Below are 21369 nucleotides of genomic sequence, written 5' to 3'. Positions count from 1 at the left end.
GGCGGACGTCATCCCCCTCTATCCCTTTCCGCCTCTACGGAGTTCTTGTTTGTCCTCTCGCCCGCCGGGGGCGCCGTTGAAGGCGCTCACTGATCTGGACCACCGCATCGAGGCGGCGGTGGGCCGTAGCGTCGACACCTTGTGGGAGCAGTGCGACCGCGGTCTTCTCGACGAGTCGCACACCCGCCTGGTCGAAGCGCACCGTGCCCTGGTGCAAGCGGTGACCGGTGTGACGTTCTACCGCACGCTGCTGGGCCGTCTGGCCGGCGGGGAGTTCCCCGTCGACCAGGCCCTGTTCGACCGCATCGACCGTACGGTCGGCCAGCTGGAGGAAGCGGCCGGTACCCGCGACGAACGCCAGAAGGCGACAGTGGCGGTGCTGGAGCGCGTCGAGGCCGACGCCCCCCGCGCGAACCCGGCAGGCGTGGAGTTGTCCCCGCCGGACTTCGCCGCCCTGCTGGCCATCGCCCGCGGCGCCCACCTCCGCCGACACCTGCTCACCAACCAGCTGTCGGTCGTCACCGCGTCCGGGACCCGTATCCCGCCGTCCGTCCTCGACCGGCTGGAGAAGAACGGGCTCGTCGAGCGGGACACCGCACATCCCGCCATTGCAGGCCAGCGGGTCACGCTCAGCGACGCCGGACGCACCACTCTGACCGGCCGCCGGCCCGAGGGCGACGCGGCGACGCGGCCCCCGCCGAGGGCCGGAGCGTGGCCCGCTCCGCGCGCCCGCAACTGAACACCCGGCCCGAGTACGGGCCGGGCGAAAGGCTGCATGACCATCTCCGCTGATTTTCCTGAAGAGGGCCGGCGGGGTTGCCGTCCTGAACTCGACCTCCGTCTTGACGGATTCGTCGCCGCCCGTGGGAGGGCCGAAGCGTTCTCTCGCCAGGTCGGACCCCTTGCGCTGGATCTGATTCCGCTCGCCGAGCATCACACCTCCGACGGCGTACACAGCTTCTATGTGCTGCACGACGCCGCAGCCACCTGGGGTATTCCAGGTGAGCCCCAGTGTGTCGGTCTTCACCTGCACCGGGACACGCACAGGCGGACGTTCGACTTCGAGAAGGCGACTCTCCCGCTGGCCGCGATGGTGCAGTCCTGGCTCATCCACCGTGGCTGTCCGCCGGACGCCATCGGACTGAACCCAGAGCTGGGGCCACCGCCGGCCGATGAGGCGACGCGTGCTCTCGAGGCGCGGCTCATGGGCGACGGGGACCACTTCGCCTGCGGGTACTCCTACACGCGCGACGACCCGGGCGACCCGGTCACCGTGGTGGCCCTGCGCGCCCTCGACGAGCGCGCACCGTCGCCGTTCCGTGTCGTGGTCGAGGAGGTCGACTTCGAGGCGTGGACCCACACCCTTCGCGAGGGCGGTTTCGACACGGTCGAAGACGCCCTCGCATGGTGCGAGGACCGGCTCGGCGGCACCGCCGGCCCTCTGCCGCCCGTCGCTCCGGCTGCGTTTTCCGCCCGCCCGGCGCCGGTGCCGAAGGCGCCTTTCCCACGCCCGCCCGGCTGCTCCCGCTGACAACCGAATTGGTGATGGGCGCGGCGCAACATAGCCGACGATCGCCGGTTGGCCAAACCGGCCATTCTCCGGACTCTTGAACAGCCGCCGGGACACCAGCCCCGGCCACTTACCACTCCCTTTCCCTTTTCCTGCACGGAGGCTCTTTTCCGCATGCGCTCAACCCGAATTGTCATACCCGTGACGCTGCTTGGCGTACTCGCTCTGCCGGCGACCGCGGCGACAGCCGCCCCGGCGTCCGCGCCGGTCACCGCCGTGGCCGAGCGGCCGTGCGAGCGACCCGGCCCGTGGGTCATCGGCACCAAGGCCGTCACGATCCGCTCCAAGGCCACGACCAAGTCCACCGCCGTCGGAGTGCTCTACAAGGGCCACAAGTTCACCGTCCACAAGAGCAGCGGGAACTGGCACTACATCACCGACCGCACCACCGGCGTCAAGGGCTGGGTGTCCGGCACCTACGTCTACCGCGACGTCCGAATCTGCCTCGACTGAGACACCTTCCTTAAGTCCGGCGCCCGGTCTGCGCGCCGGCGTGGATTTCCATCTGGGTGAAAGGAATTCGCAGTGAACGACGGCAGCGACGACGTTCTCGGTATCATCACCGAGCAGATCGAAACCCGCTTCGGTATGAGCGTCACGGCTCTGCGCGGGGCAGTTGTGAAGTCCCCGGACGCCAACCCGCAGGCGACGCAACTCGTGTACTGGCACGGCATGCTTAGCCAGGCCCAGACCGCTCTTGAGCGGGCGGAGGATGACCTCCTCGCCGTCCTCGACACCGAACCGGGCCCGCTCGGCGACCCGGTGCTGGATCTCGCCCAGCGTGTGAACTCGGCCGTCGCCGTGCGCGACGGACGGGCCCTGATCGTCACCCACCTCCTCGAACCCCACACCACCGTCGTACGGGGCACCGGTACCTCTGCCGCTCGACGGCACGGGCCGGCACTGCGCACCTCACAGCCCGCGCCCGCTTCCGCGTCGGTCTCGGCAACACCGGTTCCGGCCAAGGGGGTCGGGCGGTGAGCACGAGCGCGAAGCCCAGCAGTCAGGACGGCCGCCTCGCCGAGATATTCGGCGGCACTATCACCGAGTTGTACGAGAGGGCCGCTGTCACCCCGGGCGCCGCGGCGCTGACGCGGGCGCTGGAGCTGAGGTCGTTCCTCGCGCTGGCCGAGGAACAGGTTGCATGGGTGCGTGACCGTGTGCACGAGGCCATGGCCCCGGGCCGTGCCATGGACGAACTGTCCGCGGACGAGCTTGCGGTTCGACGCGCAGTGGCTGGCTGCCGCGCTCGATGCCCGCGACGGCTACCGTGCCGCGCTCGGTGAGCTGCTGCGCACCATGCCCCCGCAGACCGAGGAGCGCTCGTCCCGTCCGGTGGAGTTCGCCCCGCCGCAGATCACCACCACCCTGCCCCCTACGGCCGCTCCGGCACCACCGCGTGCCGGGGCGGCCCCGGGGCCTTGACCGTGAAAGCCCCCGATTGCCCGACCACACGTCCACCGAGATAGCGGGGCGAATCGAGGACCTGTACGGCGCCCCCCTCGCCGACCTCGAAGCCCATGCGCAAGACCGTCCTCCCGGGATGCTCGCCGCCCTGCTCGGCAGTCTCAGTGATCTTCAGTTCGCCGAGCGGAACATCGACTTCCAGATGACCCGGCTGCGGGAGCTGACCGGTCCGGAGCGGGTGATCGGCTCGTTCGAGGCGGGCCACCTTCTCGACTGTGCCCGCCGGATCACCGAATCGGTCGCCGTCCGCGACGCCCACAGCAAGGCCACCACCGCGGTGCTGCAGAGCCTGCACCGCGAGCCCGCCCCGGAGGATCAGGCCCCAGCCCACACACCGGTCCCAGCAGCCTCACCCGCTGTTCCCGCTCCGGCTGCTCCCTCTGCCCCATCGCGCTGAAACGCCCCATTCCCAGGAGTTCCCTTTGGCCACCACCGCTCTGCCACCGACCGTTGATGCGGATGTCGCCCGGGTCACCGAAACCCTCGGCATGATCACCCCCCGGTGGAACGTGCGCGTCCTGCTCGCGCTGCGCGCCGAGCCCCTGCGCTACACCGAATTGACAGACAAGATGTCCTGGCTGCGCGGCGGCCAGCTCCACCCCCGGCTCCGCGCCCTGGGCGACGCGGGCCTCGTCGGGCGCACCGAGCACTCCGTCCACCACGTCACCTACCACCTCACCGGGCGCGGCACCATGCTGCTGCCCGTCCTGCCGGTGATCGCCACGTGGGCCGAGGAGTTCCTGGAGAAACCGGCGGGGCCCGTTTCGACGGTGCGGAACGTCGAGGACGCCCTCACCCTGCTCACCCGGCGGCACGCCACCTCGATCCTGTGGGTGCTGAAGACCCGCCGCGAGGCGAGCGCCCGGTATCTGGCGGACACCGTCATGCCCGACGGCTACTGGACCAACATCTACCCCCCGCTCCGCCAGCTCGTCGACGACGGCCTGGTGGACACCGCCGGCAACGGGCGCCCCTACCGTCTGACGGCTTCCGGGCACGGTCTGGGAATGGTGTTCGGCGCGCTGTCCGCGTGGGCCGCCGGACGGCCCCTCACCCACGCCTCCCGGCATCCCGTCTGGGGAACACCGGACACCAACACCCCTACGGAGCCAGGGACGTGGGTCAGCCGCCAGTCCAGGCTGCCGGCCCCGCCGCTGCGCCCGGCTCTGGAGACCGGGACATCACGGTCCGCCTGGCCGAGCCCTGACCTGTTCTCCCACGCTGCGCCCGCCCGCCCAGCGGCGGTTCCAGTCGGGGGTGCCCGCCGATGACACCCAGCTTCTCCCGCGAGCAGCAGCGGCGCGTGTCCACCGCGTTGTCCGAACCCGCGTTGATCCGTCTGATCACCGAGATCGACGACAACGGTCCCGTACCGCCCCGGAGTACGGGCCGTATCTTCCCCGACCTCGCCCCGCACCGGATCCGGCACGCCATTGAACGGGCGCACGCCCTCGGCCTGATCCACACCAGGGTGGGCGGCGGGCTCGGGCTCACCGAGTCCGGCGTCCTCCTGGCCGAGGTCTACGACGTCACCGCCCGCTGGGCCAGACGGCACGCCTACCCGGCCGCGAACGGGGACTTCACCGGCCGTATCCGCCACACCTTCGCCCTGCTGAGTGAACCGCAGGTCCACCACGCCCTCACCGACGCCGAACCTTCCTCGCGTCGTGCGGGCGCCGTCGGCACACCATTGCCGGACTCGGAGGCGGTCGAGCCCGGACTGGCGGGGCCGAGGCGACTGCTGATCCAGTGGCTGCGGGCGAACCCGCAGGCGGCCGGGTTCGCGGCGGGCGAGCTTGCGGCGTGAGACCGTCCACCGGAGCGCGTCATGCCCGTCGCCCGGTGGCGGGTCTCGTGTGCGGTGTCTACCTGCCGCGTGCCGCAGACGCGGGCGCGTTCAGCCTGGCCACGTACGGGATCCCGATGCTGGTGCTGGCCACCACCGGCTCGGCCGCGCTCACCGGGCTCGCGTTCGCCCTGGAGTGGATCCCGCGCCTGGCGGTCGTCACATTCGCCGGGACGCTCGTCGACCGGCACGGCCCCGCACCCGTGTTCCGACTCGCCTGCATACTCCGGGCCCTGGCCGTGCTCGCCGCCGCGATTGCACTGTCCGCACAGACGGGCGGGACACAGGCCACGGTCATGATCCTCGCCGGCGTCAGCGGCGCGTTGGCTCAGTTCTCCTACGTTGCCGCCGAGACCACCGGCACCGACGCCAGCCGACAGGCCGGAAACCGGGCGCACCGGGTGCAGTCGGTCCTCCTCGGCGTGGACCAGACCGCGCTCCTGGCCGGTCCGGCACTCGCCGGACTCCTGGTCCAGCAGACCGGTTCCACCGGACTGCTCACCACATGCGCCGCGTTCTCCCTGCTGGCGGCCGTACTGACGCCACCGCGCACCGCCGGACCTGTAGCTGCCGCTTCCTATATGGCGAAGGCGGAACACGCGCGGGGGTTGCGGGCCGGCTGGTCCGTACTGGCAGGGCGTCCGGCGTTGGCGTGGCTGGTGGGCGGGTTCGTCGTGTCGAACCTTTCGCTCGGGCTGGTCCAGGCCGCGACGCCGGTGATCGTGGTCCAGCAGCTGGGTCAGTCCACCGGCGCGGTCGGGCTGATCTGGTCGGCCGCAGCCGTCGCGTCTCTGTTTGCCGTCGCCGTCTGCCGCGGTGCGATCAGCCGGTGGGGACTGTGGCCGGTGGGGGCGGTGTCCGCGACGGTCGCCGCCGGTGCCTGTCTCGCCGTCGCCCAGGCCACCACCTACAGCGCGTATCTCGTCCTGTTGGCCGTGCTCATGGCCGGTGAGGGCGGCCTGACGGTGGTGCTGCGCACCCTGCGCTCCCACCTCATCCCTGCCCGCGTGTTCGGCGCGACGCTCGCGCTGACGATCCTCCTGCTCCTGGCCCCGTTCCCGCTCGCCGGCCTTCTCGTCGCCGCCATCCCACCCGGTCAGCTGAGCCAGGCGCTCGGAATCTGCGCCGTCGTCCAGGCCCTGGCCCTCGCGGTCACCTTCGCTCGCCTGCGGACCCTGCCTGGCCTGCGCCCCGCACACCCCTGACCCCCCTCACCACCGGAGAGCCTCCTCATGCCCGCACCGGCACAGCAGAATCTGCCCGGCCTCAGTCTGCTCCCGTACGCACGGAAACCGTCCACGCTCGCCGAGCAGTTCGCCGGCTTCGACCGCGAACACCCCTGGGTGTATACGGCGTTGGAGCAGCTTGTGTCCCAGCGTCTCGCCTCCGGCGCCCGGCGGGTCGGGATGAAGGCGTTGTTCGAGATTCTGCGGTGGCGTCATCCGCACGGGATGAAGGGGCTCAACAACAACTACACCGCCTTCTACGCCCGGCAGTTGCTCGCATCCCACCCCGACTGGGCCTCGGTGATCGAGATCCGACGCCGACGCACTCCGTAAACCAGCACCGCCTCGCCAGCGCAGTGCATTCCGCTACTTCTTCCCCCTTCTTGGAGCTGTTCCTTGCCCTCTCGTCCCACCGTTCTCGTCGTCGCGCCCACGGACGAGGCCCTGCGCGGCTACTGCCTGGATCAGGTGGCTGCGGCGTACGACGTCGTGCTGATCACCGGAAGCGCCCCGACGTGGGAGCGCCGCTGCATCCGCGACGTGGAGATCGCCGACCCCGCCGACGAGCAGGCGCTGCTCGCCGCCGGACAGGCGCTGGCCGCACGGCACACGCTGGACGGGGTGGTGACGTGGTCGGAGTGGGACCTGGTGAACGTGGCCCGGCTCGCAGAGCACCTGGGTCTGCGTACGCCCACCCCGCAGGTGATGCGTGACTGCCGTGACAAAGCCATGCAGCGCACCTTGTTCGCGCGTCACCGGGTGCCGTCGGCGAAGGCGATGACCGCGCACACCTTGCTGGAGGCGGCGCTCGCGGCGGAGACGATCGGCTATCCCGTGGTGCTGAAACCGGCGGCGTACGCGGCGAGTATCGGCGTCAGCCGCGTCACCAGGTCCGAACAGCTCCCCGGCGGCTTCGACTTCGCCCAGGCCGGCGCCCACCGCAGCCGCGAGTCCGCGGCCGTGTTGGTCGAGGAGTATCTCGACGGCCCGGAGATATCGGTCGAGTGCGTGACCTACCGCGGTACGACGAGCGCGGTCGCCGTCACGCGTAAGACCCTCGGGCCGGCGCCGTTCTTCGAGGAGATCGGCCACTCGGTCGACGCGAACGACCCGCTGCTCCCGCAGGTCGGGCCGGTCGCCGCCTCGGCGGTGCGGGCCCTGGGTTTGACCGATGGCATTCAGCACGTCGAGATGCGCCTCACCGATGCGGGTCCACGTCTGGTCGAGGTCAACGCGAGGATCGCCGGCGACCTCATCGGCCAGCTCGTCCACCTCGCCACCGGCATCGACCTGCCGCGCGCCGCCGCCGACATCGCGTGCGGCACCGCCCCCGACCTCACCCGAACCCGCCGTACGGCGGCCGGAATCCGCCTCCTCTACCCCGCGATGTCCGGCACGCTCGCCGCCCGGCACCTCACGGACGGCTTCGCTCATCACATGCCGTGGTTGCGGCAGGTGCACTGGCTTCGGGAGGTGGGCGACACCGTCACCCTGCCGCCCGACGGATCCATGTACTCCGCCCGCGTCGGATTCTTCACCGTCACCGGCACCAGCACCCGGCAGGTCGAACAACGCACCCGCCTCGTCCTCGACCAGCTCACCCTCACCACCACCCCGACCCCCCGGCGCTCGCACCTTCCAGAAGGAGGAACCCGTGCCGAACGATCTTGACTCCTTCGGGCCGGACGACCCGGTCCTTGTCTCACCCCGCTACCTCGCCGGCCCCGGGCTCGAACAGCGACCGCTCGCCGTGGCGATGGTCTGGTCGAGCCTGACGAGCGCCGGCTGGAGCACCCACACACCGGACGACTGGCGGCCGTTGCTCTGTACAAGCCCGTGCCAGCTGGTCCGCGCCGCTCACATGCCCAACTCGACGGACAGCGGCTGGAAGACGGCCGTCTACGAGGACGCGCTGGCCGCCCCCTGCTGGAGCGCATCCTGGAGCGCCGAGACACCGGCCGAGCTGCTCACCGACTTCCACCGCGCCCTCGCCAAGGCCCATGCCGCCGGATCCCTTCATTCCCTGAGCAGTGCAACGGCCGTTTACCTGCCCCTGCTGAACGCCGGCTGGAGCCACACCGTGGACGAACGCGGCAACCAGACGTTCACCTCTCCCGACCGTCTCGCCACGGTGAACGGCCACCGGCGGCCTTCCCACGTTTCGGACGCCTGGAGCATCGACGTCTCTCCCGGCACGACCGGCAGTTGCCGGTGGAGCGCCCGGTTCGGCAAGCAGGTGCCCAACGCCCTGGTCGCCGCTTTCACGACCTCCCTGGCCGACACGACGCCTGTGTACCGCAGGGCCGGAACGCTGCCCAAGGAACTGCGCTCGTACCTGATGACCGAACCCGCCCCGCCCTCCGCGCCGGGCCGGTCCGAAGCCGCGGCACCGGCTCCCGTACTCCCTCCCGCCGGCCCCGGCCAGAGCACCGCCCACCGGCGCTGACCACCACAACCCTGGACATCCATGCGTCAACCTGAACCGCCCCAACAGGCCGAAATCGACGGGGATGTGTTCGTCTCCCCGCGCCACCTCGCCGCAGCCACAGCAATCGGCGATCCCGGCCTCGAAGCCTTGCTAGCGCTCGGCTGGGAACTTCGGCACGACGACCTCGCCAACGTGTACGTCACCGCTCCCGACCGGAAGGTGCGCCTCGGCTACCTGCCCGAGGGCGAGGACGACGGGCTGTGGCGCATCAACGCCTACAACGACTTGTTCGCGCCGCCGGTTTGGGGCGTCTGTTTCAACGACTCCTGCCCGACAGAGTTCGTCACGGCCTTCACCACCGCCCTCGCTAAGGCGTGCGAGGACGGTCCGGACGCCTACCTCGCCCGGCCGGACGTCCTGAGCGATGTGCACGAGCCCTTCCAGGTTGTCCGTCCCCTCCTGAGACAGGGCTGGGAGTTCGACCGTCCGCAGTGGGACGTCTTCGCGATCCGGGCCCAGGACGGGCTCGCCGCACTGGAGTTCACCACCGGCGGCCTTGATCCGGAAGCCGAGCTGACCAGCCGCACCGCCCGCTGGCACCTGTGGGCGGGAGAGTCCGCCGACCGCCCCGCCTGGTACGCCACCGCCAGCACCGACACCCCCGTGCCCCTGCTCACCGCGGTCACCGAGTGCGTCTCGGACCCGGCGCCGCTGCCCCGCTGGCGGCAGGAAACCCACTCCTACGTCCGCAATCTGGCCCGCCTCACCCCGATCGTCCCGCCCCGCCCGCCGGCGCCGACGCCGCTCGACGTGCGGCGTGCCGCGGCCCGCCGCCCGGCAGCTCTCCCGGCGTCGAGCGTTCCGCGCTGGACGACCTCCACCAGCCGACCGGCCCTGCCCGGCCCACGCCGCTGAACCCGCACGCCAAACCCTTGAAGAAGAGAGCTTCTTGCCCCTGCATACTCGGCAGTTCTTCGACGATGTCCTTCAACTTCCCTTCGAAGGAACGGTCCTGGGCGATGCCTTCTACGCGACCTTCGACGCCGGCTCACCGCTGAGGCTGCGGATCGACTTCGCCGGCACGATCACGCACGGCGAGTACGCCGGTCTGCGCCTGGCGGTGGTCCATGCCCAGAAGGGCGCGATCGACACGACGATCCTGTCCTTCGCCGACTACCGCACTTTCGCCCGTCGCGACGCCCGCCTCGGCTTCTCACCGGGCACCGGCAGCTACGGCTCCTTCCGTGACTGGCACGCCCAGCGCAGCGAGCCCCCATGGAAGGGGGCGGACGGAACCGAGTTGCGCCGGGCGATCGAGCAGTACGCGGAGGTGTGGTTCCCCGGCAGCAGCGGGCGGCCACCGGCTCCCGGCCGGACCGTGGGACCTGCCGCCCACGCTGCACCGTCGCCGCCTCGTAGCGGTCGCCGGACTCGCTGAGCACAACTCTCCACCGATTCAACTCCCATGACCTGCGTCCCGTGCGCCCGTTCGGCAGGAGCCCCTTCGTGCCACCCGACCCCCTGAAGAATCCCGGCCCCGCCCAGACGGTGAAGGTCCTTCCCCGCCACCTCGCCGGCCCGGGCCAAGTTGATCCTCGTACGGCCTGGCCCTTGCCGTTCGACGAGGACTGGACGCTGCACCAGCATGAGAACGGGGAGGCTTTCACCGTCAGCCCCTGCCTACGGCTCTGGACTCATCTCCGCCCCGAACCCGGTGCATCTCGCCGGGGGACGTGGACGATCGCCGCGAACCGTGTCCCGTTCGGCCCGGCGGCCTGGCAGATCACCTTCGACGCCACGACCCCCGTCGAGCTGCTCCGTGACGTTCACGCCGAGCTGCTTGACCTCTATCTCGAAGACCTGCACAGCGATCAGGATCACCTGTTCGGGGATACGACACCGGCCTATGAGGCGTACGCGCCGCTGTTCGCCCAGGGCTGGGGCCACAGCGTCAAAACCGACGGCACGCAGACCTTCCGGTCGTGGGACGGACTCGCCGGAGTACGGCACCGGTACGCGATCACCGGTTCCGACGGTCCGGCATGGCGGGCCTGGGGCGGGTATCAGAGCGAACCGCTGTGGCAGGCCCGGTTCTCCACCGGCACACCCACCACGCTCGTCGCCGCCTTCACCGCCTCGCTCCATTCCACGGTGCCCCTCCACCGCGCGGTGACGGACACCCCGTCACAGTTCCGCCGCCACCTCTACCTCACGACACCCACGCTCAAGCCCGCCACCGGCACACCGCCCGGCGGCCCACCACCGGGCGCGGGCCGCATCCGCTGACCGCCCGCCCATCGTTTCTTCAGGAGTTCGTTCTTGCTCACCCGCACCTTCGCACCAGCGCTCGCGACTGCGGTCGCCGCCGTGAGCGGCAGTCTTCTCTGGGCCCCGGCCGTGTCCGCCCAGAGTCCCGAACCCGATCCGTCCACCTCCGTGCCCACCGAGGTCAGCCCGCCCGAGGAGGAGACTGGTGGTGTCGCCATCCTCAAGAAGGACCCCGGTGACGACGTCATGAACGGGGCCGCTTTCACTTTGCTCGACACGACGGGCAACGAGGCGGGCAGGGGCACGACGGACGCCCGCGGCCGGCTCGCCTTCGAGGACCTCACCCCTGGTGTCTACCGGCTGAAGGAAACGTCCTCCGGCAGCCCGCTGCATGGCACCGTGCCCGACCGGGACGTCGTCATCACTCCCGGTATCACCCTTCCGCTGACGGTCGTCGACCCGTTCAAGCCCGCCACTGTCGTCCTGAAAGCCAAGGACGACAAGAGCGGCCGGCTCCTGGCCGGCTCCACCGTGAACATCGGCACCGGCACCACCACCCTCCTCACCCTCACCACCAAGACCAACGGCACCGCCTCCGCGCCCCTGCCCGTCAGTTCTCGTACCGGTCAGGAATTCTGGGTCCGTCAGACCAAAGCACCGGACGGCTACAACCTCTTCAAACCCTCCCGGACGTTCACCGCCGGCCCCGGAGCCCCGGTCACCGTGACGGTCACCAACACCAAGACCGACACCGGGTCTGGCACACCGCCGGCCCCCGACCCCTCCGACACACCCGCCCCCACAAAGCCCGGCCACAACGGGAACACGCCCTCCCCGTCGGCCTCGCCCCCCGACGGCGACACCACCACTCCGGTCACGGACGATCCCGAATCCAGCAGCACAACCCCGGTGCCCGGGGATGAAGGCGCACTCGCCCACACCGGCGCGAATGCCACCCCGTGGCTGGTCGGTGGAGGCGCACTGCTGGTTGCCACCGGCGCAGCCGCAGTCGCCGTCGTGCGCCGCCGTCGTACGGGCAACGTCAGCGACGAAACCAGCCCCGAGGAGGGCTGACCGCTTCACCTGAACGACGCACCCGGCCCCCGGAGTCCACGCGACTCCGGGGGCTTTCGCGTGCTCGTTTCACCGGCGCGGATCGAGCAGCTCGCCGGCGGATGGCCCTATCTGCTTCCCCATTCCAGTGCGGGCACGAGCATCGCCGCGGCGTCACACACATCGCACGCGCGAGCGCCCGGCCGTTCGAGAGCGTCAAGAGCCTCCAGCGTGTTCAGCTCGCTCGCGAGCGGGGGCCCGTTCCGGCACGCGATGTCATGGACCACGCTCTGCCCTTTGCGTTCACCCGGCCCCACCGTCCACCCCGAAGCAACGTGGGGAGGCTGTGCGGGGAGCTTGTACGTTGCGACGGCGGACAGGTCCACACCGCTGATCGGCCGCAGCTGGTCGGCGGTGACCCACACCGAGTACTCGGCCGCCTCGACGCCCTCCCGGGTCGCCACCCAGGCGGCCACACCGATGAGATAGCGCCACTGCGAACCCTCCGCGGCCTCCTGCCGCTCGTGAAGACGAACCCTGACGGTTTGTGAATCGGGCAGCACGAGCATGATCTCGGCCGGACGATCCGCACCCCCGGCGCTCACCTACGGCTCCCCGGATTCCAGCTCCCGCGCCCGGCCGCGCAGGGCCACTCGATCGGCGGGACCGGATGCCGGCGTCGACCAGTACGGATGCCACCAGATCTGCGCGGACAGCCTGATCAGCCGCCGCCGCAGCACCGTCATGCCGCTGCGGCGAGCCGGCTCCGCGAGCGCCCGGTAGGCGCGGTCCCAAGCACGCTGCGCGGCCACTAGATCATCGGGAAAGCGAGCACCGTTCATTCCTTCATTAGATCACTTGTTCGAATAGTTTGCCGCGTTGGCCGTTTCACAACGAAGACACGGGACGCATCCCCCAGAGGAGACGTAGCCAGCTACGCCACCACAACGTTGGCGGCCCACCGGACGGGAGCGGCCGGTTCGCCATTCTTTATTTCGCCGGGGGCAGACAGGAAAGATCCCGGAAAGACTGGCCAGCGGTGCCGAAGGGATGTCAAGGTGGACGACCTTCCGCGAAAACTCGCAGGTCAGAGACGTGAATGTCCGTGACCGTGGCTCCAGTGAGCCCGGCCTCACCTCTGACCGTCCTTGCAGCTGCCTGAGGAGCAGCCCAGTGATGTGCGAGCCCACGCGCTGCGGACGACCTTCCCGATCGGACAGGGGCGCGAGGTGCCCCGGAGATTCTTACCTGCCCACCCGTTTTCCCATGCGAGGAGGCTTCGTGGAGCACATGGAGATGACCGTCGGCGATCTCATCGATCTGCTGTCCGCCTGCGACCGTGGCACGCCGGTGCGCCTGGCGATGAACCCGTTCTTCCCGATGGCGCACCGCCTCACCCAGGCCGTCCAGGCCGACGACGGGAGAGGACAGCCGGTCGTCTATCTGGCCGAGGGCCAGGACCCGGACAGCCAGCTCGGGCCTGTGCCGCCCGAGGTTGCCGTTGCCCTCACCTGGCAGGGACCCGTCCAGGCCCCGCGGCGACGCGCTCGCCGCAACGCGCGCCGCACGGAAGGCCAGTAGGGGCCGCCCGATCTCTTGGAGGTGTTGTTGAACCCGAACTTCCCGCCCGACCCGGTTCCCCCGGGCGGTGCGCCGTCCGCGTACTGGGTGGGTCCCCGGCATCTGGCCGGTGACGACGCCCGGCTCTACGACTCGGTGGCCGACACGCTCACCGGTCTCGGCTGGACGGGCCTGACGATCGTCCGTGGCAGGCAGGAGCCGGACGAGATGCCGGAGGACCGGCAGGTCCTTCGCAGCACCGTCCTGCACATCAGCCCCGACACGTTGCGCTGGGCCCAGTGGGTCCTGGCGGACGAGCCGTTCCTCCTGGGGAAGCTGCCGGTCGCCTGGCAGGTCTCCGCCCGCGCGGACACGGGCAGTCCGCTCGCCGCGTGGTCGGCCTACTTCACCCCGGAGATCCCCGGCGAGGTCCTCGGCGACTTCCTCCACGCACTCGACGCCACCGCCCGGCCCGCCGCCGCGTACGCGGGGCCCGGGCTGGTCCTCGACGCGGTCACCGCGCACGGCTGGCTGCGCGACATCGACCGTCCTGATGCCAGGGCGACGGACTCGACGTTCACGACCCGTCTCGGGCTCGGGGATGTGCCTCCGCTCATCCAGGACGGTGACCCCCGGTCGCTGACCGTCGCGCCGGATGAGGAGGGTCCGGCTGGGTGGCAGGCGTGGGCCGAACCCGCGCTCGGGGAACCGTACTTGTGGGCGGCGTCGTTCTCCGCCGGCGTGCCGGAACACCTCGTCGCGGCGTTCGCCGCGTCCCTCAGCTCGACGGCGCCGGTTCTGCGCCGGGTGCTGCCCGAGGCCACCCGGGACCGGCTCCTGCGCGCTCCGGCCGGATGAACAGCCCCCGGAGCACTTCCCGTTCGACCCACGAAGCCCGGCACCCCGTCGCGGGGGTGCCGGGCTTCTTCGCGCTCCTTGGACAACGCGCCTATGACGGGCATGGCAGGCCAGATATAGGTCATCGAGTCCAACGGATGGATGCTGTCGAACATGACGGCCTCTGAGGGCAAGGCGTTGATCGGTGAACTCGAAGCGCTCATCTGCCTGTTCCGCCGCCGCTCCTGACCCATCAGCCCGACACAGGATCGGCCCGCACACCCGAGCGGCCGGGCCTCCGCGCGTCCGGAGGTGCGCGTGTCCGGCCGTGCGAACCTCACCAGCCACGGCGCCCACAACGGGGCCGATGCTCTCGACCACATCCAGCCCGTTGCATGTGGCGGCGCGAAGGCTGGCCCTGACAACCTCGCGCCAATCCACGGAGTCAAGGGCTGCCTCGCGTGCGGGCGCAAGTGCAACAACGAGAAGGGCGACCGGCCGCTGTCCGCTGTCACCCGGCTCGTCACCTCACGCGACTCGTACGCCGGACCTTAGGGAGGACAAGGTCCTGCACGCCAGACGGACGGCAGGTGCGCTTCGCCGCTGGCTGTCAGGCAACCAGGTGATCAGAGCAACGTACGGGAACAGTCCCGAGCGGTGTCTCCGCGGAGTCGGTACCATCCCGGGCTCACTTCGTCGGATCGGGCATGTGCTTCCCGCTTGTAGCGATCATCGGGCCAGCGAGTACGCAGACTCCACGTGATCCCCGACCTCAGCATCAGCCGACGAGTCCCCCTCAGGTCCGCGTCCCGCAGGTCCGCGTTGGTCAGGTCCGCGTTGGTCAGGTTCGCGTCCCTCAGGTGCGCGTTGGTCAGGTTCGCGCCGGTCAGGTTCGCGCCGTCGACGTTCGTGCGCATCAGGGTCGCGCCGGTCAGGTCCGCGCCGTTGAGCTTCGCCAAGTCCAGGTTCGCGCGGGCCAGGTTCGCGCCGGTCAGGTCGGCATCACTTAGATGCGCGTGACCCAGGCTCGCGTCGCTCAGGTTCGCGCGGCTCAGGTTCGCGCCGGTCAGGTCCGCGAGCATCAGGTTCGCGTGGGGAAGGTTCGTTTGGCTGAGGTTCGTTTGGCTGAGGTTCGCGCAGATAAGGGTCGCATGGCTGAGGTTCGCACGGATCAGGGTCGCGCCGGTCAGGTTCGCGCGGATAAGGGTCGCATGGCTGAGGTTCGCACGGATCAGGGTCGCGCCGGTCAGGTCCGCGCCGTTGAGCTTCGCCAGGTCCAGGCCCGCGTCGTCCAGCTTCGCACTGAGCAGTTTGCGCGGCGCGTCGTTGTCATAACGCGGGCTGGTGAGGCGTCGCGCTTGCGTGACGGCACGGGTGGGCGGGATCTGGTCGTCGGAGCGTCGAGCGATCGCCTTGGCGGTCAGGTTGATGGCAGTGGAAGGGGCGTCGGGACATGCGAGATAGAGCAGGCCGCGCAGGATGGCGGCCTGTCGGTGCGTCTCGATCCTGTCCACCACGGTCTCCAGGGTAGGGCGGTTACACGTTTGTTGTGCTGCGTTGGCACATCGGGCAGCGATGGCCCGCGCCGGGGTTGATGGCCAGGAGCAGATCAGTGGCCGCGTTCTCCGCCCGGCGTTCCTGCTCCAGGGCTCTCGCTCCTGGAGGCGCCGCAGGGTGTTCCATGAGCAGAATCTGAATGTCCAGGAAGTGGCGTTCGGCGGCCTTCCAGTCCGTTGCGTGCCCCTGGCTGGTGAGCGTGGCCTCCTGGTGCAGAGTGCCGAAAGCGATGACGGCCTTCGCCGTGTCGCCGCCTCGTTGGTGAAGTTCATGGAGAGTAATCATGTGCCGTCCCCCGGGCCCGGAGGAGGCTGGATCAGGGCGCGGAGTTCATCCATGACGGCGTCGAAGTCGCGGGCCTGGTGCGCCTGGATCTGCACGGTCACGAGGTAGCCGACGGTGCCGCCGACGAACGCGGGGATCGCGGCCCAGCCCACTACCGAGAGCGGCCATGCTGCCCACTGCGGGTCCGCCTCGGCCGGCGACGTGATGCCGATCAGGACGTCGTATGCGTCCGCCCAGCCGAGTAGCACGCCGTTCACCACGAACAGCACGGTGGACAGGGCGAGCACCACTGCAGCACGGGTTAGTAACCAGAACGGCAGGCGTCCCAGGGAGTATCGGCGCGCCCATCTCGCGGCAGTCTGCTGCCTCAGACCAGGCCGTGGAGGCGGAGGCGGAGGTGGCGGCTCGGAGGGCGGGACGGACACGGTGACCACCGTAGAGGCCGCCAACCACCACGGTGAGCGGAACAGGCAAAGTCCACCCAGGGTCGTCCCATGCAATACCGTCGCGTCGGGCGAGTGCGCTTCCAGGGTCGGGGGCAGCAGTGCGTGCGGGTGTCAGCCGGTGGCTGTGGCCTTGTCGAGCGCCGTGGCGAGGTGCCGGTCGACGAGTTCGGGGGAGCCGGAGACGATCAGCAGTTGGCTACCGTCGCGGATCGCGGTCTGTTTCACCACGGTCTCCCGCCCGCCGGTGGAGAAGGCCAGGAGGTGGCTCCACTGCTCGTCCCCGAGCTGCGGGGCGGGCACCTCGTGTGTGGTGATGTCGACCAGGGTGCTGTCGGCGAGGACCCGGTAGGCGGGGCAGCCGGTCATCGCGTCGAAGATCCGGCCGGTCCCGTCGGACAGCTTGCGGGCGGTGTCGCTGTACAGCTCCTTGGTCACCTCCGCGCCGCTGCTGTGGGCGAAGGCGGCTTTCGCGCGGCGGGGGAAGTCCAGTCCGCCCCCGGAACCAGTGGCCGCTTCGGAGCCCAGGTCGTCCAGCGCGGGGCAGCCGAGGACCGTGACGTCGTCGTTGTTCCCGGAGGGCCGCTCGGGCTTACGGGTGTAGCCGGCGCCGAGGTCGCTCTCGCCGAGCAGGCGCGACGCCAGCTCCGGAGACGACAACACGGCGTCGCCTCGACCGTTGTCGGCCGAGCTGTGGGTGCGGCTGGGCGCGCCGTCGGCGGGCCTGTTCTCGGGGGCGCCGGGGGAGCAGGCCGCCAGGGCGAGGACGGCGGTGATGCCGAGGACGATGGTGGATGCGGTGCGGTGGTGCATGGATACCCCCTGGGGTAGCGGCGAGTGGGCTGGGCAGTGCCGCCCCCTTTGGGCGGTGGTCGCAGAGCAGGGGGAGGGTGGTTAGTTGTCGGGGTGGCCGAGGCGGCGCAGGCCCTCGTCGAAGGTGGCGTGCCGTGCCTCGTTCGGGCCGCTGTTGCGGTCGAACCAGGCGACGTCCAGGCGGGGTTCGAGCGCTTGGTGGCCGGCCTGGCAGCGCAGCCACACCTCGTTGCCGAGGGTGAATAGGATCCAGTCGCGGTAGGAGCCGCAGTGGGGGCAGGCGTGGACCTCTCCGTCGAGGACGAGCGGCATCTGCCGGCGCATCATCATGCCTTCGACGTCGTCACGCGTGGGCACCCGCAGATCCGCCGGCAGGAAGTCGTCCACCACCGGCGTTACCGCATCGACGGGCTCGGGCTGGGGGACGGGTTCTTGCTCCTCCCGCATCCAGGTGTTGATCATCTCGGCGTGCTGCCGCCGTACTTCGGCGAGTTCACGTCGCATCTGACGGCGTTTACGTCCGAACATCCGCTCTCCTTGTCTCTTTGCCCAGCGGAACGACGACGATGGTGCCCCAGGCCGGTCTGGGGCTTCAACTCAAGAATTCTCTAGCCCTCACCGCCAACGTGATCGCTCGGGACGGGCCCCGTTCCGGCGGCCCGGCAGCGCCCGTGACGATGCCAGGGCGGTCCCGGGGACGGGCAGTTGTTCAGCGTCGGCGGGCAGGTCGGCGACGCGGCGCAGTCGCCACACGAGCACGTCGCTGAGGGAGTCGGCGGTGTCCAGCTCCCGGCGCCTGGTCACTTCGGCGAGCAGCGTGGCCGGTTGGTGTCCGGCTGCTTCGGCATCGGCAAGGGTGGCGGCGAGGGCGGGCCAGCCGGGTTCGGCGAGGATCTGCCCGGCCAGCTCCGGCACCACTGTCCGTATGTAAGCGGCCTGTCTCCGCAGCCGGGGCTGGGTGAGGCGCTGGCCTCGCCGGTGGAGGACGGCCATCGGGTGTCGGGCGGCGGCCCGGTAGGCGGTACGCAGGTGTTCGGCGCTCTGACGGGCGGCGGCGGCCTGCTGGGCGTGGTCCTTCTTCGCGTGCCAGTGGACGGCGGCGGTGACGAGGAAGAACGCCATGTCGATCACCATGGCCGTGCTCGCCCCGTCCTCCCCGCGCCCGAGGACCGGACCGCTGCGGACGAGGTCACGGGCGGCCTGGCGCAGCGCCCGGTCATGTCCGCGTACGGCCTGGGTGTGGGAGCGGGTGGCACGCTCGAACACGAAGGCTGCTTGCCGCAGTTCGCTTCTGGTGGGGGCGGCGCTGGTGGTGGCGAGCGCGTCCAGGACCTCCCCCGCTCCGGTGATGCGGGCGGTGATCTGCTCGTCGGTGCCGTGGTCGATGACCAGCAGCGCCTGCCACATCGCGGTGCTCGCCCGCCGCCTGGCGCCCGTCGGCCCCGGCCACCGGAGACCCGCGGCGGCATCGGCCGGTGTATCACCCGGCGCTTCCGCATCGTCGGCGGCCCACCGTTTGCGGATCTTGGGCAGGGAGAGGTCGGGGGCGAGGGTGGACCCGGCGTAGAAGACGGGTTCACCGTCGTGGTTGCGGTCGTCGGGCAGGGCGACTTTGTAGCCGAGCAGGTCGCCGGAGGGCGCGGTGCGTTGGTGAACCAGCAGACCGGCGGCGGTGAGTCGGGTGAAGAACTCGCTCTCGTTCATGGTGCCGGCTGCTGCGTGGCGGACGGTTTCGCGTAGTTCCTCGCGTGGGGTCTGGGGGCGGTTTTCGCGTGCGGCTTTGTGGCGCTCCGCGCTGGTGGGGCGTTTCGCGGCGGTGCCGTCGCCGGGGTTGAGTTGCCGCAGCCCGAACTCGGCCTCAATTTTCCGGGCCTCGGCCTGGGCGCGGGCGGCGTCGTTGTTCAGCCGTGGTCTGCGGCCGTCTTCGCGTACGAGGGTGGCGACGATGTGGATGTGGTTGTCCGCGTGGCGTACGGCGGCCCACCGGCAGGCGGTGTCGTCTCCGGTGGGGGCGATGCCGGTGGCGGCGACCATACGTCGGGCGATGTCCGCCCACTGCTCGTCGGTGAGCACCGGGTCCTCGGGAGCCGCGCGTACGGACAGGTGCCACACGTGCTGTTCGGGGCGACGCGAGGGCGCCAGGGCGTCGACGGGCTGGTCCAGGAGCCGGGCGAGGTCGCCGTGGGTGGCGTCGGGGTGGCGTCCGGGGTCGGGGGCGAAGGCGTCCCAGGCCGCGACGAGGTGGGGGTCGGTGTGTTCCTCGCACCTGCCGGGCTCGTACAGGTAGAAGATCAGGCCGACGGTGCGGCTGCCGCGCTTGTGAACACGGGGAATCATCCGGGCCGGTTCTCGCCGGTGAGGTACTGCTGGGTGAAGGCGTCGACCCGCCGCGCGGTGCGTTCGACGGCGTCGAGAACAGCCGTGGCATGGGGTGCGTCGGCGCCGGAGTTGGCGGCCTTGGCGACCTGGTTGAGGTTGTTGCCGATCTGCCCGAGACGCCGGCGCAGCGCGAACAGCTCGCTCACCACTTCTCGTTCACCGGCCACCTCGGCGGCGGTCCGGTCGAGGTCACGGGCGGCGTTGAGGCCGGCGCGGGCGAGGAACGCGGCGATGCTCATACCGCAGGCGGCAGCGCCACGGGCCAGACGCTGGTACTCGGTGTCGTTCATGCGGCAGCTCGGCTGGTGCATGCGCTTCTCGTTGTCACGCAGACGCTCACGCGGCTTCACACGCGGCTTCAACGGCGCGGCGCAGACGTGCTCACACGACGAACGACGGCACTCGTGCTGCTCCTCCTGCTGTTCTGGCTGGAGGCCGCCCTCGGCCCCATCCGGACCGGGGGGGGGCCCCCCGGGCCCGCCCCCGCCCCCCCCCCCCCCGGGGGGGGGGGCGCGGGGGCGGGGGGGGGGCGCCCGCCCCCCCCCCCCCCCCCCCCCCGCCCCCCCCCCCCCCCCCCCCCCCCCGGCTCCCGCCACCTCCGGGGCGGGAGACGCGTGAGCATTGCTGCCATCGGCAGCAATGCTCACGCGATAACTTGCTCCGCCTGAAGCCGAGTTGGTGTCCGCCTGATCCGGCTGGTGGGCGGGGGTGGTCTGCTCGTCCGTCATCGGATGCGGTTCCTTCTCGTGCGCGTGTGGTGCTGGATGTGGGCGGCGAGTTCGAGCAGCTCGGCCGGCCCGTCGAGGATGCGTACCGGCGCTCCGGGCGTCTTCTGGACGAGCCACTGGCCGGTCGGGAGGCTCACGGCGGCGTACAGGAGCCGGTGCCGGACCAGGGTGTCGGCCCAGGCGGCGGCCTCTGCTGCCGTCGGTGCGTAGAGACGCGGAAGCCGGGGGAACATCGTTTCCTCCTGGGCGGGTTGGGGCGGGTGTCAGCCGCATTCGGGGCAGTGGCTGATGTGCCGGTTGAGGGCCTGGGCCATCCGATGCTTGGTCGATATCGCGTACTTCGCGCTGGCCTTCGCCGCCGGACGTCCGGCGTGCCGCTCGGCGTGGGCCTGGGAGAAGCCGATCTCGCGCTCGAACCCGGTCTTGATGCGACGGAAGCGGTGACACGTCTTCATCGGCTGCTCCTCGTAGTGGCGTTGATGGCTTCGGTGCGCAGCTGCTGCAGGACCAGGCCCAGGCGGTCGTTCCGGCCGCCCTTGAGTCCCTCGTGGCGGAGGATCTCCCGCAGCTGAACCCTGCTGACGGTCTCGTTGCCGTCCCGCTCCAGCAGCGCCGGAACATGCGGCCGAACCCTCGTGACGAGCTCCTCCACCGACTGCGCCGACCCCCTCGACGCACCCTTCGCCTGCTGCGTACGGGACCGCTTCCGCTTGCCTTTCCCCTTCGGCTTCCGCCGCGCGGGGACCGAACGGCTCCGGTCCCCGCCACGCCCGGTCCCCGAGCTGGTCCCCGATTCGGTCTCGGTCGGTCCCCGGTCCCCGCCACGCCCGGTCCCCGAGCTGGTCCCCGATTCGGTCTCGGTCGGTCCCCGGTCCCCGCCACGCCCGGTCCCCGAGCTGGTCCCCGATG

General features: G+C 70.6%; 29 protein-coding genes and 1 pseudogene. 18 read left to right on the top strand and 12 right to left on the bottom strand.

The annotated features are described in order from the left end of the window. Positions 1 to 49 precede the first annotated feature (49 nt). The 16 genes and pseudogenes from ACFYNU_RS26180 to ACFYNU_RS26105 all read left to right on the top strand — a co-directional run bounded on the left by ACFYNU_RS26180 (position 50) and on the right by ACFYNU_RS26105 (position 11879). Positions 50 to 739, top strand: a complete 690-nt coding sequence (locus tag ACFYNU_RS26180; RefSeq protein ID WP_356593778.1) for a hypothetical protein — start codon at positions 50 to 52, stop codon at positions 737 to 739. A 36-nt stretch (positions 740 to 775) separates the two neighbouring features. Beyond that, positions 776 to 1531, top strand: a complete 756-nt coding sequence (locus tag ACFYNU_RS26175; protein ID WP_356593780.1) for a hypothetical protein — start codon at positions 776 to 778, stop codon at positions 1529 to 1531. A gap of 186 nt (positions 1532 to 1717) precedes the next feature. Continuing rightward, positions 1718 to 2023 (top strand): SH3 domain-containing protein, encoded by a 306-nt coding sequence (locus tag ACFYNU_RS26170; protein WP_356593844.1) that lies wholly within the window; start codon positions 1718 to 1720, stop codon positions 2021 to 2023. A 72-nt stretch (positions 2024 to 2095) separates the two neighbouring features. Beyond that, positions 2096 to 2551 carry a hypothetical protein gene (locus tag ACFYNU_RS26165; RefSeq protein WP_356593782.1) on the top strand — a complete coding sequence of 152 codons (456 nt, stop codon included), beginning with the start codon at positions 2096 to 2098 and terminating at the stop codon, positions 2549 to 2551. Further along, a pseudogene (locus tag ACFYNU_RS26160) lies at positions 2548 to 2995 on the top strand (hypothetical protein). Before ACFYNU_RS26165 ends, ACFYNU_RS26160 begins: the two are co-directional and overlap by 4 nt. A 16-nt stretch (positions 2996 to 3011) precedes the next feature. Then, positions 3012 to 3434: a hypothetical protein gene (locus ACFYNU_RS26155; protein WP_356593784.1), complete on the top strand. Its 423-nt coding sequence runs from the start codon at positions 3012 to 3014 to the stop codon at positions 3432 to 3434. Positions 3435 to 3459: 25 nt separating this feature from the next. After that, the gene (locus ACFYNU_RS26150) at positions 3460 to 4308 is read left to right on the top strand and encodes a winged helix-turn-helix transcriptional regulator (RefSeq protein ID WP_356593786.1); all 849 of its coding nucleotides are present in this window, start codon (positions 3460 to 3462) and stop codon (positions 4306 to 4308) included. Beyond that, complete coding sequence (locus ACFYNU_RS26145) at positions 4305 to 4844, top strand: hypothetical protein (protein WP_356593788.1); 540 nt, start codon at positions 4305 to 4307, stop codon at positions 4842 to 4844. Before ACFYNU_RS26150 ends, ACFYNU_RS26145 begins: the two co-directional genes overlap by 4 nt. 35 nt (positions 4845 to 4879) lie before the next feature. Then, positions 4880 to 6088 carry an MFS transporter gene (locus ACFYNU_RS26140; protein ID WP_356593790.1) on the top strand — a complete coding sequence of 403 codons (1209 nt, stop codon included), beginning with the start codon at positions 4880 to 4882 and terminating at the stop codon, positions 6086 to 6088. A 27-nt stretch (positions 6089 to 6115) separates the two neighbouring features. Further along, positions 6116 to 6442 carry a hypothetical protein gene (locus ACFYNU_RS26135; RefSeq protein ID WP_356593792.1) on the top strand — a complete coding sequence of 109 codons (327 nt, stop codon included), beginning with the start codon at positions 6116 to 6118 and terminating at the stop codon, positions 6440 to 6442. A 63-nt stretch (positions 6443 to 6505) separates the two neighbouring features. Then, positions 6506 to 7780, top strand: coding sequence for an ATP-grasp domain-containing protein (locus tag ACFYNU_RS26130; protein ID WP_356593794.1), 1275 nt, complete (start codon positions 6506 to 6508; stop codon positions 7778 to 7780). Further along, positions 7764 to 8555: a DUF317 domain-containing protein gene (locus tag ACFYNU_RS26125; protein ID WP_356593796.1), complete on the top strand. Its 792-nt coding sequence runs from the start codon at positions 7764 to 7766 to the stop codon at positions 8553 to 8555. The genes ACFYNU_RS26130 and ACFYNU_RS26125 overlap by 17 nt, the downstream gene beginning before the upstream one ends. A 21-nt stretch (positions 8556 to 8576) precedes the next feature. After that, positions 8577 to 9452: a DUF317 domain-containing protein gene (locus ACFYNU_RS26120; RefSeq protein ID WP_356593797.1), complete on the top strand. Its 876-nt coding sequence runs from the start codon at positions 8577 to 8579 to the stop codon at positions 9450 to 9452. Between the two features lie 34 nt (positions 9453 to 9486). Continuing rightward, entirely contained in the window at positions 9487 to 9975 is a 489-nt protein-coding gene (locus tag ACFYNU_RS26115) for a hypothetical protein (RefSeq protein WP_356593799.1), read from the top strand. A gap of 68 nt (positions 9976 to 10043) precedes the next feature. Further along, positions 10044 to 10823, top strand: coding sequence for a DUF317 domain-containing protein (locus ACFYNU_RS26110; protein WP_356593801.1), 780 nt, complete (start codon positions 10044 to 10046; stop codon positions 10821 to 10823). Positions 10824 to 10856: 33 nt separating this feature from the next. Further along, positions 10857 to 11879 (top strand): SpaA isopeptide-forming pilin-related protein, encoded by a 1023-nt coding sequence (locus tag ACFYNU_RS26105; RefSeq protein WP_356593802.1) that lies wholly within the window; start codon positions 10857 to 10859, stop codon positions 11877 to 11879. A 107-nt stretch (positions 11880 to 11986) separates the two neighbouring features. Here ACFYNU_RS26105 and ACFYNU_RS26100 read toward each other — a convergent pair whose 3' ends face one another. Together ACFYNU_RS26100 and ACFYNU_RS26095 are read right to left on the bottom strand one after the other, a co-directional pair. Continuing rightward, positions 11987 to 12463 carry a DUF6233 domain-containing protein gene (locus ACFYNU_RS26100; protein ID WP_356593803.1) on the bottom strand — a complete coding sequence of 159 codons (477 nt, stop codon included), beginning with the start codon at positions 12461 to 12463 and terminating at the stop codon, positions 11987 to 11989. After that, a complete protein-coding gene (locus ACFYNU_RS26095) occupies positions 12464 to 12700 on the bottom strand; it encodes a hypothetical protein (RefSeq protein ID WP_356593805.1) in 237 nt (78 codons plus the stop codon). A 448-nt stretch (positions 12701 to 13148) separates the two neighbouring features. On the opposite strand from ACFYNU_RS26095, the gene ACFYNU_RS26090 reads away from it, so the two are divergent. Together ACFYNU_RS26090 and ACFYNU_RS26085 are read left to right on the top strand one after the other, a co-directional pair. Beyond that, positions 13149 to 13439 carry a hypothetical protein gene (locus ACFYNU_RS26090; protein WP_388767414.1) on the top strand — a complete coding sequence of 97 codons (291 nt, stop codon included), beginning with the start codon at positions 13149 to 13151 and terminating at the stop codon, positions 13437 to 13439. 15 nt (positions 13440 to 13454) lie between these two features. Next, positions 13455 to 14276, top strand: a complete 822-nt coding sequence (locus ACFYNU_RS26085; RefSeq protein ID WP_356593809.1) for a DUF317 domain-containing protein — start codon at positions 13455 to 13457, stop codon at positions 14274 to 14276. 605 nt (positions 14277 to 14881) lie between these two features. On the opposite strand, the gene ACFYNU_RS26080 is transcribed toward ACFYNU_RS26085, so the two are convergent. The 10 genes from ACFYNU_RS26080 to ACFYNU_RS26035 form a co-directional block, all read right to left on the bottom strand. Next, the gene (locus ACFYNU_RS26080; RefSeq protein ID WP_356593811.1) at positions 14882 to 15772 is read right to left on the bottom strand and encodes a pentapeptide repeat-containing protein; all 891 of its coding nucleotides are present in this window, start codon (positions 15770 to 15772) and stop codon (positions 14882 to 14884) included. Positions 15773 to 15791: 19 nt separating this feature from the next. Continuing rightward, positions 15792 to 16097, bottom strand: coding sequence for a hypothetical protein (locus tag ACFYNU_RS26075; RefSeq protein ID WP_356593813.1), 306 nt, complete (start codon positions 16095 to 16097; stop codon positions 15792 to 15794). Next, positions 16094 to 16387 carry a DUF6313 family protein gene (locus tag ACFYNU_RS26070; protein WP_356593815.1) on the bottom strand — a complete coding sequence of 98 codons (294 nt, stop codon included), beginning with the start codon at positions 16385 to 16387 and terminating at the stop codon, positions 16094 to 16096. The genes ACFYNU_RS26075 and ACFYNU_RS26070 overlap by 4 nt, the downstream gene beginning before the upstream one ends. A gap of 267 nt (positions 16388 to 16654) precedes the next feature. Beyond that, positions 16655 to 17353: a hypothetical protein gene (locus tag ACFYNU_RS26065; protein ID WP_356593817.1), complete on the bottom strand. Its 699-nt coding sequence runs from the start codon at positions 17351 to 17353 to the stop codon at positions 16655 to 16657. 81 nt (positions 17354 to 17434) lie between these two features. Beyond that, positions 17435 to 17881, bottom strand: a complete 447-nt coding sequence (locus tag ACFYNU_RS26060; RefSeq protein WP_356593819.1) for a hypothetical protein — start codon at positions 17879 to 17881, stop codon at positions 17435 to 17437. A gap of 87 nt (positions 17882 to 17968) precedes the next feature. Next, positions 17969 to 19690: a relaxase/mobilization nuclease domain-containing protein gene (locus ACFYNU_RS26055; protein ID WP_356593821.1), complete on the bottom strand. Its 1722-nt coding sequence runs from the start codon at positions 19688 to 19690 to the stop codon at positions 17969 to 17971. Continuing rightward, positions 19687 to 20082 carry a plasmid mobilization protein gene (locus ACFYNU_RS26050; protein ID WP_388767371.1) on the bottom strand — a complete coding sequence of 132 codons (396 nt, stop codon included), beginning with the start codon at positions 20080 to 20082 and terminating at the stop codon, positions 19687 to 19689. The genes ACFYNU_RS26055 and ACFYNU_RS26050 overlap by 4 nt, the downstream gene beginning before the upstream one ends. Before the next feature lie 374 nt (positions 20083 to 20456). Then, a complete protein-coding gene (locus ACFYNU_RS26045; protein ID WP_356594424.1) occupies positions 20457 to 20693 on the bottom strand; it encodes a hypothetical protein in 237 nt (78 codons plus the stop codon). A 30-nt stretch (positions 20694 to 20723) separates the two neighbouring features. Continuing rightward, positions 20724 to 20915 (bottom strand): hypothetical protein, encoded by a 192-nt coding sequence (locus tag ACFYNU_RS26040; RefSeq protein WP_069631116.1) that lies wholly within the window; start codon positions 20913 to 20915, stop codon positions 20724 to 20726. After that, positions 20912 to 21112: a hypothetical protein gene (locus ACFYNU_RS26035; RefSeq protein WP_388767368.1), complete on the bottom strand. Its 201-nt coding sequence runs from the start codon at positions 21110 to 21112 to the stop codon at positions 20912 to 20914. The genes ACFYNU_RS26040 and ACFYNU_RS26035 overlap by 4 nt, the downstream gene beginning before the upstream one ends. Positions 21113 to 21369: the final 257 nt, after the last annotated feature.

Source organism: Streptomyces sp. NPDC006643, assembly GCF_042870175.1.
Lineage (GTDB): Bacteria > Actinomycetota > Actinomycetes > Streptomycetales > Streptomycetaceae > Streptomyces.
This window is presented reverse-complemented; position numbering and strand designations above follow the sequence as displayed.

Bases quoted from the DNA above. Each gene is read 5' to 3' on its own strand.
- ACFYNU_RS26075 (WP_356593813.1), bottom strand. From the start codon at position 16,097: ATGATTACTCTCCATGAACTTCACCAACGAGGCGGCGACACGGCGAAG.
- ACFYNU_RS26040 (WP_069631116.1), bottom strand. From the start codon at position 20,915: ATGAAGACGTGTCACCGCTTCCGTCGCATCAAGACCGGGTTCGAGCGC.
- ACFYNU_RS26175 (WP_356593780.1), top strand. From the start codon at position 776: ATGACCATCTCCGCTGATTTTCCTGAAGAGGGCCGGCGGGGTTGCCGT.
- ACFYNU_RS26060 (WP_356593819.1), bottom strand. From the start codon at position 17,881: ATGTTCGGACGTAAACGCCGTCAGATGCGACGTGAACTCGCCGAAGTA.
- ACFYNU_RS26145 (WP_356593788.1), top strand. From the start codon at position 4,305: ATGACACCCAGCTTCTCCCGCGAGCAGCAGCGGCGCGTGTCCACCGCG.
- ACFYNU_RS26135 (WP_356593792.1), top strand. From the start codon at position 6,116: ATGCCCGCACCGGCACAGCAGAATCTGCCCGGCCTCAGTCTGCTCCCG.
- ACFYNU_RS26065 (WP_356593817.1), bottom strand. From the start codon at position 17,353: ATGCACCACCGCACCGCATCCACCATCGTCCTCGGCATCACCGCCGTC.
- ACFYNU_RS26095 (WP_356593805.1), bottom strand. From the start codon at position 12,700: ATGAACGGTGCTCGCTTTCCCGATGATCTAGTGGCCGCGCAGCGTGCT.
- ACFYNU_RS26045 (WP_356594424.1), bottom strand. From the start codon at position 20,693: ATGTTCCCCCGGCTTCCGCGTCTCTACGCACCGACGGCAGCAGAGGCC.
- ACFYNU_RS26120 (WP_356593797.1), top strand. From the start codon at position 8,577: ATGCGTCAACCTGAACCGCCCCAACAGGCCGAAATCGACGGGGATGTG.
- ACFYNU_RS26090 (WP_388767414.1), top strand. From the start codon at position 13,149: ATGGAGATGACCGTCGGCGATCTCATCGATCTGCTGTCCGCCTGCGAC.
- ACFYNU_RS26055 (WP_356593821.1), bottom strand. From the start codon at position 19,690: ATGATTCCCCGTGTTCACAAGCGCGGCAGCCGCACCGTCGGCCTGATC.